This window comes from Actinomadura rifamycini DSM 43936 (assembly GCF_000425065.1).
Classification (GTDB): Bacteria; Actinomycetota; Actinomycetes; order Streptosporangiales; family Streptosporangiaceae; genus Spirillospora; species Spirillospora rifamycini.
On sequence record NZ_AULB01000009.1, the window covers coordinates 141,626 to 158,702 of the forward strand.

Consider the following 17,077-nt stretch of genomic DNA (forward strand, 5'->3'; position numbering starts at 1 on the left):
CTCCTCAGTCCTCGTCGATCGAGAGTGCGAAGGCCGGGCAGTACTTCACGGCCGTGGCCACGTCCGCGCGGCGCGACTCGTCCGGACGCTCGTCGAGGACCACGACCACGTCGTTCTCCTCGTCGAACCCGAACACGTCGGGCGCGTCCCCCTGGCAGAGCCGGTGCCCCTGGCAGATGCCCGTGTCGGCGACGACCCGCATCCCGCTCACCGCCCCGCCCGGCGCCGGTACTTCACGCGGCAGGGCTGCTTGAGCTGGATCACCATCTTCGAGAAGTCGTCCCCGTAGGAGTCGAGAGGCTGGGCGGGCTCGAAGGCGAAGTCGCGCAGGACGACGGAGAAGATGGCCTTCATCTGCATCATCGCGAACGCGTTGCCGACGCAGCGGTGCTTGCCGGCGCCGAACGGGATCCAGGTCCAGCGGTTCTGCAGGTCCTCCTGGCGGGGGTCGATGTAGCGGCCCGGCTCGAACCGCTCGGCGTCGGGGAAGTCGTCCTCGATCCGGTTGGAGACCCGGGGCGACGCGGCGAGCAGCGTCCCGGCGGGGACGGTGGTGCCGAGCAGCTCGAAGTCCTCCCGGACCAGGCGCATCAGGATGATGAGCGGCGGGTGCAGGCGGAGGGTCTCCTTCAGCGCCGACTCCAGCAGGGGGATCGAGCGCAGCGCCTGGAACGAGACCTCGGACCCGTCGGCGTACAGCGCGTCCAGCTCGGCGACCACATCGGCGAGGACGTCCGGGTGGCGCAGCAGCTCGATCATGGCCCAGGACGCGGTGCCGCTGGAGGTGTGGTGGCCGGCGAACATCATCGAGATGAAGATGCCGGTGATGTGCTCGGCGCTCATGTCCAGGGAGATGAGGACGTCGAGCAGGTCGCGCTCCTCGCGGGGGACCTTGCCCCGCTCCTTGCGGCGGTCGATGATCCCCTGCACCAGCGCGACCAGCTTCTCCCGGGCCGCGTCGCGCAGCCGGAAGCTGTCGATGTCGGCGTGCGCGTCGACGTAGGCGATGGCGTCGGTGCCCCGCTCCAGCTCGTGGTAGTGCTGCGCGAAGGACGCGTCGAGCTCCTCGCGGAACGGCTTGCCGATCAGGCACGCGGACGTCGTGTAGATGGTCAGCTCGGCGAAGAAGTCGAGGAGGTCGATCTCGCCTTCGTCGCCCCAGTCCGCGACCATCCGGCGGATCTCCGCCTCGATGGTCCGGGCGTGCCCGCGCATCATGTCGCCGCGCAGCGCCTGGTTCTTCAGCATCTGCTGCCGCTCCTCCGGGGAGGCGTCGAAGACGACGCCCTTGCCGAAGATCGGCGTCATGAACGGGTACGCGGCCGCCTGGTCGAGCAGCTCGTCGGGCGCCCGGAAGAACACCTCGTTCGCCTCGGCGCCGCTGACCAGCACGACGTCCTTGTCGGCGAGCCGGAAGCGTCCGACGTCGCCGCACTCCGCGCGGACGCGGTGGAACAGGCCGATCGGATCGACCCGCATCTCCGGGAGATGCCCGGTGCCGCGGATGATCTCGGGGACCTCGGGGCTCCGGTCGTCCAGGACCGTGCTCACCTCGGGGATCCCGGCGAGCCGGTCGAGCCCGGGGGCAGTCATGATCTCTCCTCCACGGGTGCTTCGGGATTGACGTCGAGCAGGCTCAGATGCACGCCGCGCGGTGCGCCGACGATCGTGGCGATCGCGTCCGCGTGCGCCCTCGCCTTGAGGAAGTGGGGATGCCGGGCCAGCCCGAAGCGGACCCACTGGTCGAGCACGAACGCGGCGTCGCCGTCGTCCCAGTCGGTGCCCATGCCGCTCCACGTCGGCCCCGGCCGGACGATCGAGGCCCGCACGCCGGTGCCCTCGAGCTCCATCTGCAGCGCGTTCGCCATCCCCTCCAGGCCCCACTTGCCGGCCGAGTAGGCCGACATGAACGGGCGGGGGCGCACCGCCACGTCGGAGGAGACGAAGACGATGTCGCCCCGCCGGCGCTCGACCATGGCGGGCACGAACGTCCGCACGATCCGGTGGGCGCCGACGAGGTTGAGGTCGATCTCCCGGGCGAAGCGCGCGGAGGTGACCTCGATGGTCGCGCCGGGCGCCACCAGGCCGGCGTTGCTGACCACGACCTCGATGTCGCCGAGGTCGGCGGTCGCCTTCGCGGCGAACTCGTCCACCGCGTCGTCGTCGGTGACGTCGAGCGCGTGCGCGACCGCCTCGCCGCCGCCGGCGCGGATGGCCGCGGCGAGCTCCTCGAGGGCGTCGACGCGGCGCGCGCCGAGCGCGACCGGGTGCCCCGCCGCGGCGAGGACCCGGGCGGTCTCGGCGCCGATGCCGGAGGACGCGCCGGTGATCACCGCCGGACGCCGGTCGGGGTGCTGGTACTTCTTGGACACGTCGAACCCTTCCGCCTCAGCTCTTCCGCAGGGTGAAGCCGGTCGGCAGCGCGGCGAAGCCCCGGACGCTGGTGGAGTGCACGCGGACGGCGCGGTCGGCGTGCACATGGAAGTCGCCCACCTGCCGGACCAGCTCGTTGAGGACGACGCGCGCCTCCAGCCGGGCCAGGTTGGCGCCCAGGCAGAAGTGCTTGCCGGAGCCGAAGCTGAGGATCCGGCCGAGCTCGTCCTTGGACCGGTGGAGGTCGAAGGCGGTCGGTTCGGTGAAGACCCGCTCGTCCCGGTTGGCCGAGCCGAGCAGGACGAGCGCCTTGGCGCCGGCGGGGATCGTCACGCCGTGCATCTCGACGTCGTCGACGACGTAGCGCGCGAGCATCTGGCTGGAGGTGTCGTGGCGCAGGGTCTCCTCGATCCACGCCGTCACCAGCGGTTCGGGGTCGTCCGGGCGGGCGAGCACCTCCGCCTTCTGCGCGGGGTGCGCGGACAGGTGGAAGAGGGCGTTGCCGAGCAGCTTGGTGGTGGTCTCGTTGCCGGCGACCACCATGAGGAACAGGAACGCGATGATCTCGCCGTCGGCGAGCCGGTCGCCGTCGATCTCGGCGACGGTGAGCGCGGCGGTGAGGTCCTCCGCGGGGTCGGCCGCGGCCCGGCGCTCGGCGACCATCCCGCCGTAGTAGGTGATCAGCTCGACGGCCGCCTCCATGCCGGCCGGGGGCACGTCGCGGACGCCGTCCTCGCGGTGCACGACGAGGTCGGCGAGGCGCCGGATCTCGTTCCGGTCGGACTCCGGCACCCCCATCATCTCCGAGATGACGTCCATGGGGAGCTTGCCGGCGAAGTCGGCGATCCAGTCCGCCTCGCCGTGCTCGGCGCAGGCGGCGAAGGTGCGCCGCAGGTAGTGCTCGGTCAGCCGCTGGATCTGCGGCTGGAGCTCCCGGACCCGCCGCGGCGTGAACGCGGCCGAGACGAGCCTGCGCAGCCGGGTCTGCCGCTGCCCGTCCAGGGCCAGGAAGCTCATCACCCGGTGCGCCTCGGGGTTCCACGCGCTCGCGTCGAGGGAGACGCCCATCCGGTTGGAGAACGCCGCGTCGTCGCGGAGCACGTCGAAGACGTCCGCGTGCCGCGAGACCACCCACAGGTCGTCCCGCTCGGCGTGGAAGACCGGCGCCTCGTCGCGCAGCCGCCGGTAGAGCGGATAGGGGTCCTCGTGGAAGTCGTAGTCGTAGGGATCGAAGGCCAGGGGTTCGGCCGGTGCGCCGCTCGGGGCGGTCATGCGTTGCCTCTCATGATCACTTCGACGGAGGTGACGAGCCGGTCGGTGATCTGGTCGTAGGTCAGCAGGCCCATGCCCGCCTGCAGCAGCGCCCCGGTGAAGGTGAGCACCAGCACCTCCAGCACGGCGGCGTCGGCCGGCTCGCCGGACGGTCCGGGCCCCGTGAGGGCGGTCTCGAACCGCGCGTAGAACTCGCCGCCGATCCGCAGCCGCAGCCGGGCGACGTCCGGGTCGCCGCCGAGCAGCGCGGGGGTCACCGCGGCCGCCAGTTCCGGTTCGGCGACGATCCGGGCGGTCAGCGCCCGGACGGCCGCCTGCAGGCGCTCGGTCGCCCCGCCTTCGGCCGTCGCGTGGGCGCCGCCTTCGGTGAGATGCCGCCAGAACAGCTCCGCGAACAGGTGGTTCTTGGACGAGAGGTAGGTGTAGGCGGTCGCGGGGGAGACGCCCGCGCGCTGGGCCACCGTCCGCACCGTCAGCGCCTCGTGCCCGACGGCGCGCAACTCCTCGAGTCCGGCGGCCATCAGTTTCCGCACCGTCTCGGCCTGCCGGGGGTTGAGGCCCTGCCGCGGCGTGGGACTGGTCACCTGACTGGACATGTGTCCACCTTAGGTGGGCCGGCGGGCCGCCGCAAGAGCCGCGCGGGCACCGGATCGGACGGGCCCGCGCCCGCGGTCACGTCCGCACTCCGTACCGCCGGCCCCGCTCTTCGCGGATCCAGCACGGATCGGCGAAGTCCGTCCCCTCGCGCACCAGCTCGCGCTTGAGCACCTTGTTCGTCGCGGTCGTCGGCAGCTCCCCGGCGATGCGCACGTAGCGCGGCCACGCCTTCGGCGACAGGTCCGCCTGCGCCGCCAGGAACTCCTCGAACGAGGCCGGGGTCAGGGAGCCGCCGTCGTGCAGGACGAGCGCCGCGACCAGGTCGTCCCCGACGTCCGGGGCGGGCACGCCGTAGACCGCCGCCTGGCTGACGGCGGGGTGCCGGACCAGGACGTTCTCGACCACCCCCGCGGCGAGGTTCTCGCCGTCCACGCGGAGCCAGTCGCTCGTCCGTCCGGCGAGGTAGACGTAGCCGTCCCGGTCGCGGTAGGCGAGGTCGCCCGACCAGTACATGCCCCCGTCGAGGCGCTCGCGGGTGGCGGCGGGGTCGTTGTAGTAGCCGCCGAAGTGGCCGGCGCCCAGCGTGTTGACCAGTTCGCCGACGGCCTCGTCGAGGTTCGTGACGCGCCCGTGCTCGTCGAACTCGGCGCGCGGGCATTCCGTGCGCGTCGCGCGGTCGTAGACCGCGACCCCGTCCCACGGCACCCCGATGGACCCGGGCGGCGTGCCGCTCTCGCGGGTGATGATGACGGCGGCCTCCGTCGAGCCGAACCCGTCCCAGACCGTCGTGCCGAAACGGCGCGCGAACGCGTCGATGTCGCGGTCGGACGCCTCGTTGCCGAAGGCGACCCGCAGCGGGTTGTCGGCGTCGTCCGGCCGCTCCGGCGTGCGGAGGATGTAGGCGAGCGGCTTCCCGACGTAGTTCATGTAGGTGGCGCCGTACCGGCGGACGTCGGCGAGGAAGCCGCCGGCCGAGAACCGGGGCGCGAGCGCCATCGCCGCGCCGGAGCAGAGCGCCACGGCGTAGCCGCCGAGGATCGCGTTGCTGTGGAACATCGGCATCGACAGGTAGCAGGTGTCCGCCGCCGTGACGGCGAACCGGTCGCACAGGGCGGCGCCCGAGAAGACGACCATGAGGTTGCTGACCTGGACGGCCTTGGGCGTCCCGCTCGTGCCGGACGTGAAGATCAGCATGAACGGGTCCGCCGCCGCCACCTCGCGCGGGTGCTCGAGCCGGGCCGGCCGCTCGGCGACCGCGCGCCGCCATTCGGCGCCGTCCGTGTCGATCGTCCGGACGCCCGGAAGCGAAAGCCCGTCGAGGAGCGGGAGGTGCTCGGAGTCCGTCAGCAGGACCTGGCAGTCCGCCCGCAGGATGTCGTCGGCCAGGGCCCGGCCCCGCCGGGTGACGTTGATGCCGACGGCGACGTACCCGGCCAGGGCGGACGCCGCGAGAGCGAACGCGTTCTCGGGGGTGCCCGCGAGGAGCACGCCGACGTGCGGAGGCCGGTCCGGCGCGAGCATCGGCCCGATGGCGCCGGCGCGGGCACCGGCGCCGGCGACGTACTCGCGCCACGTCCAGGTGAGGTCACCGAACTTGATCGCCGTCGCGTCGCTGTCGGCGAGCGACCGGAGGCACTGCTGGACGGTTTCCATGGGGCTGTTCTCCGTCCTTCGGCAAGACAGCTGTCCAGTCACCATTCCAAAGTATGTAGAACACGTTCTAGCATGGCGCCATGCGCAACGGAATAGTGCTCTTCACCTCGGACCGCGGCATCGCGCCGTCCGTGCTCGCGAAGGCCGCCGAGGAGCGCGGCTTCGACACCTTCTACGTGCCCGAGCACACCCACATCCCCGTGCGCCGCGACGCGCCGCACCCCACCGGCGGCCAGGACCTGCCGGACGACCGGTACACGCGCACCCTCGACCCGTGGGTCTCGCTGGCCACCGCCGCCGCGGTCACCGAGCGGATCGGCCTGGCGACCGCGGTCGCGCTGCCGGTGGAGTCCGACCCGATCACCCTCGCCAAGACGCTCGCGACCCTCGACCACCTGTCCGGCGGCCGCGTCACGCTCGGCGCCGGCTTCGGCTGGAACACCGACGAGCTGGCCGACCACCACGTCCCCGCGGACAGGCGGCGCACCGTCCTCAAGGAGTACCTCGAGGCGATGCGCGCGCTGTGGACGCGGGACGAGGCGTCCTACGACGGCGAGTTCGTCTCGTTCGGGCCGAGCTGGGCCTACCCCAAGCCGCCGCAGGGCCGCATCCCGGTCGTCATCGGCGCGGGCGGCGGGCCCAAGACCATGAAGTGGATCGCCCGCAACGCCGACGGGTGGATGACCACCCCGATCGAGAGCGGCATCGCCGCCAAGGCCGGGCTGCTGCGCGAGGAGTGGGCCGAAGCGGGCCGCGAGGGCGAGCCCGACGTGCGGATCCTGGTCGCGAAGAAGCCAAGCCCCGAGGACATGGCCGAGTGGTCCGCCGCGGGCGCGTCCGAGCTGATCTGGGGCGTGCCGGACGCCGACGAGGCCGCGGTGCTCGAGTACCTGGACAAGACGGCCGCCCGCCTGGGCCTGGCCCCGCGCTGACGATCGAGGAGACCGGCAGATGAACCGAGCGACCCCTCCGAGCCGCTACGCCGACCTCTCCCGGGAGGAGCTCGCGGCCGTCGTCCCCGAGCTGCTCCTGATCGGGCAGCTTATCGACCGCTCCGGCATGGCGTGGTGCATCAGCGCCTTCGGGCGGGAGGCGATGGCGCGGATCGCGATCCAGGAATGGGCGGCCTCCAGCCCGATCTACACCAGGCGGATGCAGCGGGCGCTCGGCTACGCGCCCGAGGTGCCCGGGAAGGGCGACATCCCGACGATCTTCAAGGGCCTGCAGCTCGACATCGGCGCGCCGCCGCAGTTCATGGACTTCCGCTACACCGTCCACGACCGGTGGCACGGCGAGTTCCACCTCGACCACTGCGGCGCCCTCATGGACGTCGAGCCGATGGGGGACGCCTACGTCCGCTCGATGTGCCACGACATCGAGGACCCGACGTTCGACGCGACCGCGGTCGCGACCAATCCGAAGGCGCAGGTGCGGCCCGTCCACCGCCCGCCGCGCAGCCCCGCCGACCGGCACCCCCACTGCGCCTGGACCGTCACCATCGACGAGTCCCACCCGGAGGCCCGGGGCATCCCGCTGCTCGCCGTCAACGAGCGCTCCCGCGCCGCGAACCTCGAGCTGGCCCCGATCGACCCGGCCGACGAGGGCCGCGCCGACTACTCCGGCCCGCTGCTGTCCGACCTCGACTTCGCCGCCTTCTCCCGGTCGGCGCTGGCCCGGATCGCGGACGAGGTGTGCCTGCAGATGCACCTGCTCGACCGGGCCTTCGCGCTCGCCGTGGCCGAGCATGCCGCCGACGCCGACGGGCTCCTGCGGATCCGCCGCAAGCAGCTCACGGGCATCGCGGGCATCGCCGCGGAACGCCTGGCGCGCGCGCTGGACCTGCCGGACGGCCCGCGGGGGGCGGCCCGCCTCCTCGCGGTGCACCCCCTCTTCAACCCCGCGGCCTACGTCACCGCCGACTTCGACGCCGCGGGGAGCATCGCGGTGCGCCCGTCCCCGGCCCACGAGGACGGCGCCTGGATCTCCCTGTGCGGCCCCGGGTGGACGACCGCGCTGCGGGCCGTCGTCCGGGCCGTCGACCCGCGTCTGGACGTCGAGGCGACCGGCACCGAAGCGGAGTGGCGGCTCGCCGTCGTGCGGCGGGAACGGCCGGTTCCCGAACCCGACGAGGTCGCCGTCGTCCGCTTCAGCACCGGCGCCGACTTCGCCTTCGAGCCCCGCCGGTCCCTGCCGATCACCCCCGTCTGACGTCCGGTCCGCATGCCCGCGACGGCGTCGTCCGCCCGCCGCCGGACGGTCCGCGACCGCCGGTGGCGGCGGGCGCCCGGCACTAGCATCGGTCCGATGGAGGACTCTCCCGACACCGAACCCAAGCGGCTCTCGCCGGGACGGCACGGCCTGAGCCGGGAGGAGGTCACCGCCTCGCAGCGCGCGCGGCTGCTCGCCGCGATGGCCGAGGCGGCCGCCGAGAAGGGCTACGCGGCGGTCACCGTCGCGGACGTGCTCAAGCGCGCCAAGGTGTCGCGCCTGACCTTCTACCAGCACTTCTCCGGCAAGGAGGAGTGCTTCGCGGCCGCCTACGCGGCCGCCACCGACGCGCTGATGGACGTGCTGACGGGCGCCCTGAAGGAGGGGGGCGGGCGCTGGGAGTCGATCGAACGGGCCGTCGGCGCCTACCTGGACGCGCTCGCCGCCGAGCCCGTCCTGGCCCGGCTCTTCCTCGTCGAGGCGTACGCCGCGGGGCCGGAGTTCCTGCGCCGCCGGATCGACCGGCAGCGCTCGGTCGTCGACGCACTGGCCGACCACGTGGGCGCCCGCTCGCCGCAGGGGCGGCTGACCTGCGAGGCGCTGCTCGGAGCCGTCGTCTCGATGGCCACCGCCCGGATCATCCGGGACGACTTCGCGGCCCTGCCCGGGCTCCGCGCTCCGCTCGGCGCCCTCCTGCGCGGGCTGGCGCGGTCGCTCGACGAGGACCCCGATATATAGCCATCACTGTTTATAAATGTTACCGTCCCGGCCATGACGAATCTGGAGGGCCGGACGTGCCTCATCACCGGTGCCGCCGGCGGCCTCGGCCGGAGCATGGCGCTGGCCGCCGCGGCCCGCGGCGCCGAGCTGGTGCTGACCGACCTGGACGACGCCGGCCTGCGGCGCACGGCCGACGAGGTGCGGGACGCGGGCGGCACCGTCCGGTTCAGTGAGGCCGCCGACGTGGCGGACCGGGACGCGGTAGGACGGCTGGCCGAGCGGGCGCTCGCCGCCACCGGCGGCGTCGACGTGGTGATGAACGTCGCGGGCGTCTCGGTCTGGGGGGCCGTCGACCGGCTCGACCACCGGCACTGGCGCCGCACCGTCGACATCAACCTGATGGGGCCGATCCACGTCATCGAGGCGTTCGTGCCGCCGATGATCGCGGCGGGACGCGGCGGGCACCTCGTCAACGTGTCCTCGGCCGCGGGACTGTTCGGCCTGCCCTGGCACGCCGCCTACAGCGCGAGCAAGTTCGGGCTGCGCGGCGTCAGCGAGGTGCTCCGCTTCGACCTGCGCCGCCACCGCATCGGCGTGAGCCTCGTCTGCCCCGGCGCGGTCGCCACCCCGCTCGTCCGGAGCGTCGAGCTGGTCGGCATCGACCGCGAGACGCCGACGGCGCGCCGGATGACCCGCCTGTTCGCCCGGCACGCGGTGTCCCCGGACCGTGCGGCGCGGGCCGTCCTGCGCGGCGTCGAACGCGACCGGTACATGGTCTACACCTCGGCCGACGTGCGGATCGGGCACCTGGCCCAGCGCCTGTGCCCGCCGCTGTACGAGGCGGCCATGCACGCGATGAACCGGGCGTTCGTCCGGGCCGTGCGGCGGGCGGCGCGCCGTGGCTGAGCCGTCGCCCGCCGGGCGGCCGCGCGTCGCGCCCGGCGGCCTGCGGCAGGTCGGGCCGCTGGCCTGGCTCGTGAGCCGCGGCACGGCGCGGGTCGCGGGCACGACGCCGCCGAACCTCTTCCTCACGCTGGGGCGCCGCCGGAAGCTGTTCCGGGGCTGGCTGCACTTCGCCGCCCGGCTGATGCCGGCCGGCGGCCTGCCGCGGCGGGAGGGCGAGATGGTGATCCTGCGCGTGGCGCACCTCCGCGGCTGCGACTACGAGTTCCGGCACCACTCCCGGCTCGCCCGCCGCGCCGGCCTCACGGCCGGCGACCTCGAACGGATCACGGCCGGTCCCCGCGACGGCGGCTGGACGGGCCGCGACCTGGCGATCCTGACCGCCGTGGACCGCCTGCAGCGGGACCGCGACATCGACGACGACGCCTGGGCCCGGCTGCGCGAGCACCTGACCGAGCCGGAGTGCGTCGAGCTGTGCATGCTCGCCGGCCACTACGACATGCTCGCCACCGTGATCACCGCCCTGCGCATCCAGCCCGACCGGCCGCGGCGACGCGGCTCGTCGACGGACACGGAGGCGCCGGCCCGCAAGAGTGCCCGTTAACTCTCCTCCCGCCCGGGCTCGACGGCGCGGCGGTAGCGATCGGCGAGTGCGCGCACGTGTTCGACGAGCTCAGCGGGTTCCGTCACGGTGAAGTCGAAGCCGAGCAGGCCGAGGTGGACGGCGAGCGCCTCGACGCCGTCCGCGCCGGTGTCCAGCAGGCAGCGGGTGTCGTCGACCGGAGTGACCGCCCCGACGGCGGCGTTGATCCGCTCGGCGACCCGTTCGGCCGGCGCGTGCACGACGACCCGCGCCCGGTACCGCCAGGAGGCCGAGGACACGCCCCGGCGCACCTGGTCGACGGCCTCCTCGGGGAGCTCGCGGGGAGCGAACCGGGGGCCCGCCGGGGTGCGCGGGCGGAGCCTGTCCACCCGGAACGTCCGCCAGCCGGACCGGTCGACGTCGAACGCGACGAGGTACCACCGGCGCCCCCAGTTGACGAGCCGGTACGGCTCCGCCTCGCGCCGGGTCGCGGAGCCGTCGTGGCCCCGGTAGTCGAACCGCAGACGCTCGTGGTCGCGGCAGGCGGCGGCGAGGGTGCTCAGCGTGTCCGCGTCCACCCGCGGGCCCGGGTCGTCCCGGGGTACCGCGACGGCATAGCGCTGGAGGGCGCCGACGCGGCGCCGGAGCCGGGACGGCAGGACCTGCTCCAGCTTCGCCAGCGCGCGCAGCGAGGTCTCCTCGACCCCGGTGATCGTGCCGCCGGCGGCGGTGCGGAGCCCGATCGCCACCGCGACCGCCTCGTCGTCGTCGAGGAGGAGCGGCGGCAGCGCGGCACCGGCGCCGAGCCGGTACCCGCCCACCGAGCCGCGAGTGCCGTGCACCGGGTAGCCGAGGTTCCGCAGCCGTTCCACGTCGTTGCGGACGGTCCGGGTGCTGACCGACAGCCGCTCGGCCAATTCGGCGCCGGTCCAGTCGCGGGGGGTCTGCAGGAGGGAGAGCAGGCGCAGCAGCCGCGCCGAGGTTTCCAACATTCTTCGGAGCCTGCCTCGCCATTAGGAACGGACTTTGCCTAATTGCTCCCTACGTTAGGGGCATGACGAACGAAGGCGCGATCGCCCCCTTCCGAATCGAGATCCCCGAGGCCGAGCTCGACGACCTCCGGCAGCGGCTGGCCCGGACCCGGTGGGCCGGGGAGCCGCCCGCCGGCGAGGCCGCGGCGTCCGGCCCGGTACCGCCCGGCTGGGAGTACGGCGTCCCGGTGGGCTACGTCAGGGAGCTCGTCGAGCGGTGGCGCACCGGATACGACTGGCGCGCCTGGGAGGCGAAGCTGAACGCGCACCCGCAGTTCACCACTGAGATCGACGGCCAGAACGTCCACTTCCTGCACGTGCGCTCGCCGGAGCCGGACGCCACGCCGCTGATCCTGACCCACGGCTGGCCGACGTCGGTCGTCGAATGGCTCGACGTGATCGGCCCGCTCACCGACCCGCGGGCCCACGGCGGCGACCCGGCGGACGCGTTCCACCTGGTCGTCCCGTCGGTGCCGGGCTTCCCGCTCTCCGGGCCGACCCGGGAGCGCGGCTGGGACCGGTACCGGGTGGCGCGCGCCTGGGCCGAGCTGATGCGCCGGCTCGGGTACGACCGGTACGGCGCGGCCGGCAACGACGGCGGATCGCTGATCTCCCCCGAGGTGGGCCGGGCCGATCCCGAGCACGTCTGCGGCGTCCACGTCACGCAGGTCTTCTCGTTCCCCTCGGGCGACCCCGCCGAGCTGGACGGGCTCGGCGAGGAGGAGCGCGGCAAGCTCGCCTTCGCCGAGTGGTTCACCGAGAACCGGGGCGCGTACGACAAGCTTCAGTCCACCGAGCCGCAGAACCTCGCGCACGCCCTGGCGGACTCGCCCGCCGGCCTGCTGGGCTGGCACGCCCAACTTCTCGGCCCCTCGCTCGACCCGGACTACGTGCTCACCAACGTCATGCTCTACTGGCTGACCAACACCGCCGCCTCGGCCGCGCGGTTCTACTACGAGGACGCGACGACCGCCCCCGCCCGGCAGAAGTCGAACGGCCGGGGCACCGCGGTGCCGGAGCCGACCACCGTGCCCCTCGGGCTGGCGAACTTCGCCTGGGACTACCAGTCGATCCGGACGTTCGCCGAGCGCGACCACGCGAACATCGTCTCCTGGAACGCCTACGACCGGGGCGGCCACTTCGCCGCGCACGACGCGCCGGACCTGCTCGTCCAGGACCTCCGGGAGTTCTTCCGCAAGGTCCGCTGACCTGCCGCCGCCCGTTCGCGTCCCCGTTTCCTCATCCCTCCCGTTTCACCGCAACGAAAAGGAACCCTCGTGTATCTCGTCATCGGTGCCACCGCCCATTTCGGACGCCAGACCGTGGAGGAGCTGGTCGCCGCGGGCGCGCCCGTCCGGGCGCTGACCCGCGCGCCGGAGCGGGCCGGCCTGCCGGCGCAGGCCGACGTGGTCCAGGGCGACCTGACCAAGCCCGAGACACTGCCGGCGGTGCTGGCCGGAGTCGAGGCCGTCTTCCTGGTTCCGCAGTACGGCCTGGACCTCGCTCCGCTGGTGGCGGCCGCGGAGCGGGCCGGGGTACGGCGGCTCGTGCTGCTGTCCTCCGGGGCGGTCGTCCCGGGCGCCGAGCGGCAGCCCGACGCGATCGCCCGGTACCACCGCGACGTGGAGCGGGCCGTCGAGGCGTCCGGGATGGAGTGGACGTTCCTCCGGCTGCTGTTCCCCGCCATCAACTCGCTGACGTTCGCGATGCAACTCCAGGGCGGTGACGTCGTTCGTGCGCCCTACACGAAGGCCGCTTTCAGTGCCGTGCACGAACGGGACGTCGCCGAGGTGGCCGCACGAATCCTCGTCGGCGGCGGGCACGCGGGGCGGGCCTACGACCTGACCGGGCCCGAGTTGCTGACCCAGGCGGCGCAGGTGCGCATCCTCGGCGAGGTGCTGGAGCGCCCGCTCACCGTCGAGGACGTCGACCCGGAACCCGTCCTGCGGGAGATGGGCCGGTTCATGGACCCCGAGTTCCTGGCGGCGCTGTTCGGTCTCATGGCGCGCGCGGTCGGCGAGCCCGCACCGGTCAACGACGTCGTCGAACAGATCACCGGGCACCCCGCGCGTCCCTACGCCCGGTGGGTCGCGGATCACCGGTCCGACTTCGGCGGCTGACCGGGGAGGGAGCGGCGCCCGCCGCCCCTCCGCCCGGTGCCGGGACGGCCCCCGGTACGGGGGGCGGGGCGCGCCGCGTTCGCGAGGCGGACGCGGCGCGCCGCCGATAGACCGGAGGGACCGGTGGGGCTGTGGGCATTGCCGGTGGCTCCCGAGTCGGTTAGCTTCCGCCTAGAACCGCCTGTGGCGGCCCCGCCAGCTTCGCCGTGAGGACCCATGCTCCCTGACAGTCCTGTCGCGTCCCCCGCCGCACGCCCGATCGGCGGGCACCCGCGATGACGCGTCTCGTCCCGCGCGCCCGGACGTGGAAGCAGGGGCGCGGACGCCCCGCGCCCGCCGCTGAGGGGCGCGGCGGCGGCCCGGCCGGCGGGCGCCTCGCGCTCGCGATCCTGGCCACCTGCCAGCTCACGCTCGTGGTGGACGCCTCGATTGTGAACGTGGCGCTGCCGAGCATCCGGAGCGGCCTGGGGTTCGGCGACGCGGGGCTGTCCTGGGTGGTGAACGCCTACACCCTCGCGTTCGGCGGGCTGCTGCTGCTCGGGGGACGGGCGGGCGACCTGCTCGGCCACCGCCGGGTGTTCATGGCGGGCGTCGGCCTGTTCACGGTCGCGTCCCTGGTCGGCGGGCTCGCCGCCGCGCCGGGGTGGCTGCTGGCCGCGCGGGCGGCGCAGGGCGTCGGCGCCGCCCTCGCCGGGCCCGGGGCGCTCGCGCTCATCGCCACGACGTTCGAGGACGGGCCGCGCAGGAGCCGGGCGCTGGCCGTGTCCGCGATCGTCGGGAGCGCGGGCATGGTGGTCGGGCTCGTCCTCGGCGGGGTGCTGACGGCCTGGGCGTCGTGGCGGGCGGTCCTGTTCGTCAACGTCCCGGTCGGGGCCGCCATCGTGCTGCTCACACCGCGCGCCATCCGCGAGTCCCCGCGCCGGGAGGGCCGCTTCGACCTGGCCGGCGCGTTCGCCTGCACCGCCGGGTCGACGCTCCTGGTGTACGGCTTCATCCGCGCCGCCGAGGGCGGCTGGTCCGCGGGCTGGACGCCGGGCGCCTTCGGCGTCGCCGTGCTGCTGCTCGCGCTGTTCCCGGTGATCGAGGCCCGCGCCCGGCAGCCGATCATGCCGCTGCGGCTGTTCCGCGACCGGGACCGGGTGGGCGCGCTCATCATGCGGCTGCTGCTGACCGCCGCCATGAGCGGCATGCTGTTCTTCCTCACCCTGTACGTCCAGGGGGTGCTCGGGTACGGGCCGCTGGAGACCGGGTTCGGGTTCCTTCCGACGACGATCGCGCTGATCGCCGCCAGCAGGGCGGTGCCCCGGCTGCTTTCCCGGTACGGCCCGCGGCCGATCATGGCGGCGGGCGCCGTGCTGTGCCTGGCGGGGATGGTGTGGCTGACGCAGGCGGGGCAGACGAGCGGCTACCTCACGATGATCCTCGGCCCGGTGCTGCTGTTCGGTGCCGGCACCGGGCTGGTGTCGGTGGCGGCGACGTTCGTGGCGCTGGCGTCGGTGCCGCCGGGCGAGACCGGCGCCACGTCGGCGCTGCTGCAGAGCATGCAGCAGACCGGCGGCTCGCTGGGCCTGGCCGTGCTGGTCAGCACGCACGACGCCGCCGCGCGCGGGACGTCCGAGCTGGCCGGCATGCGCGGCGCGTTCACCGCGGGCGCGGTCTTCACCGCGGGGATGCTCGTGACGGCGCTGGTCGGCTTCCGGCGGCGCCCCGCCGGTCGGGAGAGCGCCTGAAGGCGCTCCGCGCGCCATCGCTCGGCGGGGGGCGGTTCACAGCGACTCGATGAGGCGCAGGGACGCCTTGATCTCCTCGTCGGTGGGGGCGACGTCGGCGGTCTCCCCGGACAGGTGGCTCTCGTAGGCCCCGAGGTCCAGCAGCCCGTGGCCGCTCAGCCCGATGAGGATGACGCGTTCGGCCCGCTCCTCGCGGGCGCGCGCCGCCTCGTCGATCGCGGCGGCGACGGCGTGGGCCGATTCGGGGGCGGGCACGAGCCCCTCGGCCTTCGCGAACACGGCGCCGCTCTCGAACACCCGGGTCTGCGGGTAGGCGGTCGCCTCCACCAGGCCGTCGTGGTACATCGCGCTGACGATCGGGGCGGCGCCGTGGTACCGCAGCCCCCCGGCGTGGATGTGGTAGGCCGTGAACGTATGCCCGAGGGTGTACATCTTCACGGCGGGGGTGACGCCGGAGTAGTCGGTGTAGTCCATCATGTAGCTGCCGCGGGTCATCTTGGGGCAGGCTTCGGGCTCGACCGCGAGGAACCGGGTGCCGGGGTTCTCGGTCCGCGACGCCCGGTAGAAGGGGAAGGTCAGCCCGGCGAAGTTGCTGCCCGCTCCCATCGCCCCGATGACGACGTCGGGGAACTCGCCCGCCAGCCGCATCTGGAGCAGGGCCTCCTCGCCGATGACCGTCTGGTGCATGAGGACGTGGTTCTCGCCGCTGCCGATCGAGAACCGCGCCTCCTTGCGGCCGTTCGCGTACTCGATCGCCTCGGCGTTCGCTATCCCGAGGGTGCCCGGCGAGTCGGGGTCGGCGCGCAGGGCGGCCCTGCCGACCTCCGTCCTCGTGCTGGGGCTCGGGACGACCTCGGCCCCGTTCAGCCGCATCAGCGTGCCCCGGTAGGGCTTCTGCTCGTAGCTGGACCGGACCATGAAGACGGTGCACGCCATGCCGTACGGGTGGCAGGCCATCGCGAGCGCGGTGCCCCACTGGCCCGCGCCCGTTCCCGTGACCATCTCCCGGACGCCCGACCTGCCGTAGTAATACGCCTGCGCCAGCGCGGTGTTTATCTTGTGGCTGCCGGAAGGGCTGGTGCCCTCGTATTTGACATAGATACGCGCCGGGGTGTCGAGTTCCTTTTCGAGTCTGACCGCGCGGAACAACGGAGTCGGGCGCCAGCGCCGGTACTCCGCCCGAACGGGTTCGGGTATTTCTATGAAGCGCTCGCGGCTGATGCTCTGGCGGTACATCGACAGCGGGAGTTGCGGCTGCAGGGGTGTTTCCAGGTCGTTTCTCGGTCGCGCCGGCCGCGCCGCTGGAACGTCGAACGGGAGATCGGCGAGGACGTTGTACCAATGCGTCGGAATCCGGTCCCGGTCGAGTTCGAAATTCTCCCGCATCTCAGGCTCCGCCGCCCTCCGCGTCGACGATTCCACTGATCATGTCCACCAGGCTGCCCACGTCGCGAAGCTCCGCGAGCATGACGTCCTCGTCGTCGATCTCGATGCCGAACTCCTTCTCGACCTCCACGAGGGTGTGCAGCAGGCTGAGCGAGTCCATGCCCACGGTCGGCGAGTAGAGCGAGACCTTCTCGTCGAGTCGCGCAGGGTCGATGTTCAGATCGAGAACGCGGATCATAATGCTTTTGATCTGCGCCGCGAGGTCCGTTCTGTTGGCACGATCCATGGGCATGCACCTCGTCTGCGGCGTCGGCCGGAAGGAGAAGCGAACGGGAGTCGGCGGGGGGCGAATCGGCGCCGGGGATATGCGTGCGCCAGCAGTCGGGGAACGGCGCGTCACGGGCCGGCGGTGGAGTCGCCGGTTCGGCCGGTCCGACCCGCCGGGTCCTCTCCGGAGAACCGGCGGCGGCCCATGACCGGGTCGTTTACCGCGTCGATCGG

17 protein-coding genes are annotated in these 17,077 nt (G+C 73.3%); 8 read left to right on the forward strand and 9 right to left on the reverse strand.

From position 1 onward, the window contains the following. Positions 1-4 precede the first annotated feature (4 nt). The 6 genes from H505_RS0107470 to fadD1 form a co-directional block, all read right to left on the reverse strand. Entirely contained in the window at positions 5-202 is a 198-nt protein-coding gene (locus tag H505_RS0107470; RefSeq protein ID WP_026401493.1) for a ferredoxin, read from the reverse strand. A gap of 5 nt (positions 203-207) precedes the next feature. Next, positions 208-1,593 (reverse strand): cytochrome P450, encoded by a 1,386-nt coding sequence (locus H505_RS0107475; RefSeq protein WP_125611836.1) that lies wholly within the window; start codon positions 1,591-1,593, stop codon positions 208-210. Next, positions 1,590-2,372 carry an SDR family oxidoreductase gene (locus H505_RS0107480; RefSeq protein ID WP_026401495.1) on the reverse strand — a complete coding sequence of 261 codons (783 nt, stop codon included), beginning with the start codon at positions 2,370-2,372 and terminating at the stop codon, positions 1,590-1,592. Before H505_RS0107480 ends, H505_RS0107475 begins: the two co-directional genes overlap by 4 nt. A 16-nt stretch (positions 2,373-2,388) precedes the next feature. Then, on the reverse strand, positions 2,389-3,645 hold the full coding sequence (locus H505_RS0107485; RefSeq protein ID WP_026401496.1) for a cytochrome P450: 1,257 nt from the start codon (positions 3,643-3,645) through the stop codon (positions 2,389-2,391). Beyond that, positions 3,642-4,241: a TetR/AcrR family transcriptional regulator gene (locus H505_RS0107490; RefSeq protein WP_026401497.1), complete on the reverse strand. Its 600-nt coding sequence runs from the start codon at positions 4,239-4,241 to the stop codon at positions 3,642-3,644. Before H505_RS0107490 ends, H505_RS0107485 begins: the two co-directional genes overlap by 4 nt. 76 nt (positions 4,242-4,317) lie before the next feature. Beyond that, positions 4,318-5,895: a fatty-acid--CoA ligase FadD1 gene (gene fadD1 / locus H505_RS0107495; RefSeq protein ID WP_034517020.1), complete on the reverse strand. Its 1,578-nt coding sequence runs from the start codon at positions 5,893-5,895 to the stop codon at positions 4,318-4,320. A gap of 80 nt (positions 5,896-5,975) precedes the next feature. Between fadD1 and H505_RS0107500 the strand changes: the two genes are divergently transcribed. The 5 genes from H505_RS0107500 to H505_RS0107520 all read left to right on the forward strand — a co-directional run bounded on the left by H505_RS0107500 (position 5,976) and on the right by H505_RS0107520 (position 10,330). Further along, positions 5,976-6,827 carry an LLM class F420-dependent oxidoreductase gene (locus tag H505_RS0107500; RefSeq protein ID WP_026401499.1) on the forward strand — a complete coding sequence of 284 codons (852 nt, stop codon included), beginning with the start codon at positions 5,976-5,978 and terminating at the stop codon, positions 6,825-6,827. A 19-nt stretch (positions 6,828-6,846) separates the two neighbouring features. Further along, entirely contained in the window at positions 6,847-8,103 is a 1,257-nt protein-coding gene (locus tag H505_RS0107505; RefSeq protein WP_026401500.1) for a hypothetical protein, read from the forward strand. Between the two features lie 96 nt (positions 8,104-8,199). Next, on the forward strand, positions 8,200-8,841 hold the full coding sequence (locus tag H505_RS0107510; RefSeq protein ID WP_026401501.1) for a TetR/AcrR family transcriptional regulator: 642 nt from the start codon (positions 8,200-8,202) through the stop codon (positions 8,839-8,841). A gap of 33 nt (positions 8,842-8,874) precedes the next feature. Beyond that, the gene (locus tag H505_RS0107515) at positions 8,875-9,729 is read left to right on the forward strand and encodes an SDR family oxidoreductase (RefSeq protein ID WP_026401502.1); all 855 of its coding nucleotides are present in this window, start codon (positions 8,875-8,877) and stop codon (positions 9,727-9,729) included. Further along, on the forward strand, positions 9,722-10,330 hold the full coding sequence (locus tag H505_RS0107520) for a carboxymuconolactone decarboxylase family protein (RefSeq protein WP_026401503.1): 609 nt from the start codon (positions 9,722-9,724) through the stop codon (positions 10,328-10,330). Before H505_RS0107515 ends, H505_RS0107520 begins: the two co-directional genes overlap by 8 nt. Here H505_RS0107520 and H505_RS0107525 read toward each other — a convergent pair. After that, a complete protein-coding gene (locus tag H505_RS0107525) occupies positions 10,327-11,301 on the reverse strand; it encodes a helix-turn-helix transcriptional regulator (protein WP_026401504.1) in 975 nt (324 codons plus the stop codon). The genes H505_RS0107520 and H505_RS0107525 overlap by 4 nt on opposite strands. A 62-nt stretch (positions 11,302-11,363) precedes the next feature. On the opposite strand from H505_RS0107525, the gene H505_RS0107530 reads away from it, so the two are divergent. The 3 genes from H505_RS0107530 to H505_RS40350 all read left to right on the forward strand — a co-directional run bounded on the left by H505_RS0107530 (position 11,364) and on the right by H505_RS40350 (position 15,190). Beyond that, positions 11,364-12,548 (forward strand): epoxide hydrolase family protein, encoded by a 1,185-nt coding sequence (locus tag H505_RS0107530; RefSeq protein WP_026401505.1) that lies wholly within the window; start codon positions 11,364-11,366, stop codon positions 12,546-12,548. Positions 12,549-12,617: 69 nt separating this feature from the next. After that, the gene (locus tag H505_RS0107535; RefSeq protein WP_026401506.1) at positions 12,618-13,460 is read left to right on the forward strand and encodes an NAD(P)H-binding protein; all 843 of its coding nucleotides are present in this window, start codon (positions 12,618-12,620) and stop codon (positions 13,458-13,460) included. Positions 13,461-13,735: 275 nt separating this feature from the next. Then, the gene (locus tag H505_RS40350) at positions 13,736-15,190 is read left to right on the forward strand and encodes an MFS transporter (protein WP_051300389.1); all 1,455 of its coding nucleotides are present in this window, start codon (positions 13,736-13,738) and stop codon (positions 15,188-15,190) included. 36 nt (positions 15,191-15,226) lie between these two features. On the opposite strand, the gene H505_RS0107545 is transcribed toward H505_RS40350, so the two are convergent. Together H505_RS0107545 and H505_RS40355 are read right to left on the reverse strand one after the other, a co-directional pair. Then, complete coding sequence (locus H505_RS0107545; RefSeq protein WP_026401507.1) at positions 15,227-16,576, reverse strand: TrpB-like pyridoxal phosphate-dependent enzyme; 1,350 nt, start codon at positions 16,574-16,576, stop codon at positions 15,227-15,229. A gap of 1 nt (position 16,577) precedes the next feature. Continuing rightward, positions 16,578-16,868: an acyl carrier protein gene (locus H505_RS40355; RefSeq protein ID WP_051300390.1), complete on the reverse strand. Its 291-nt coding sequence runs from the start codon at positions 16,866-16,868 to the stop codon at positions 16,578-16,580. Between the last annotated feature and the right edge of the window lie 209 nt (positions 16,869-17,077).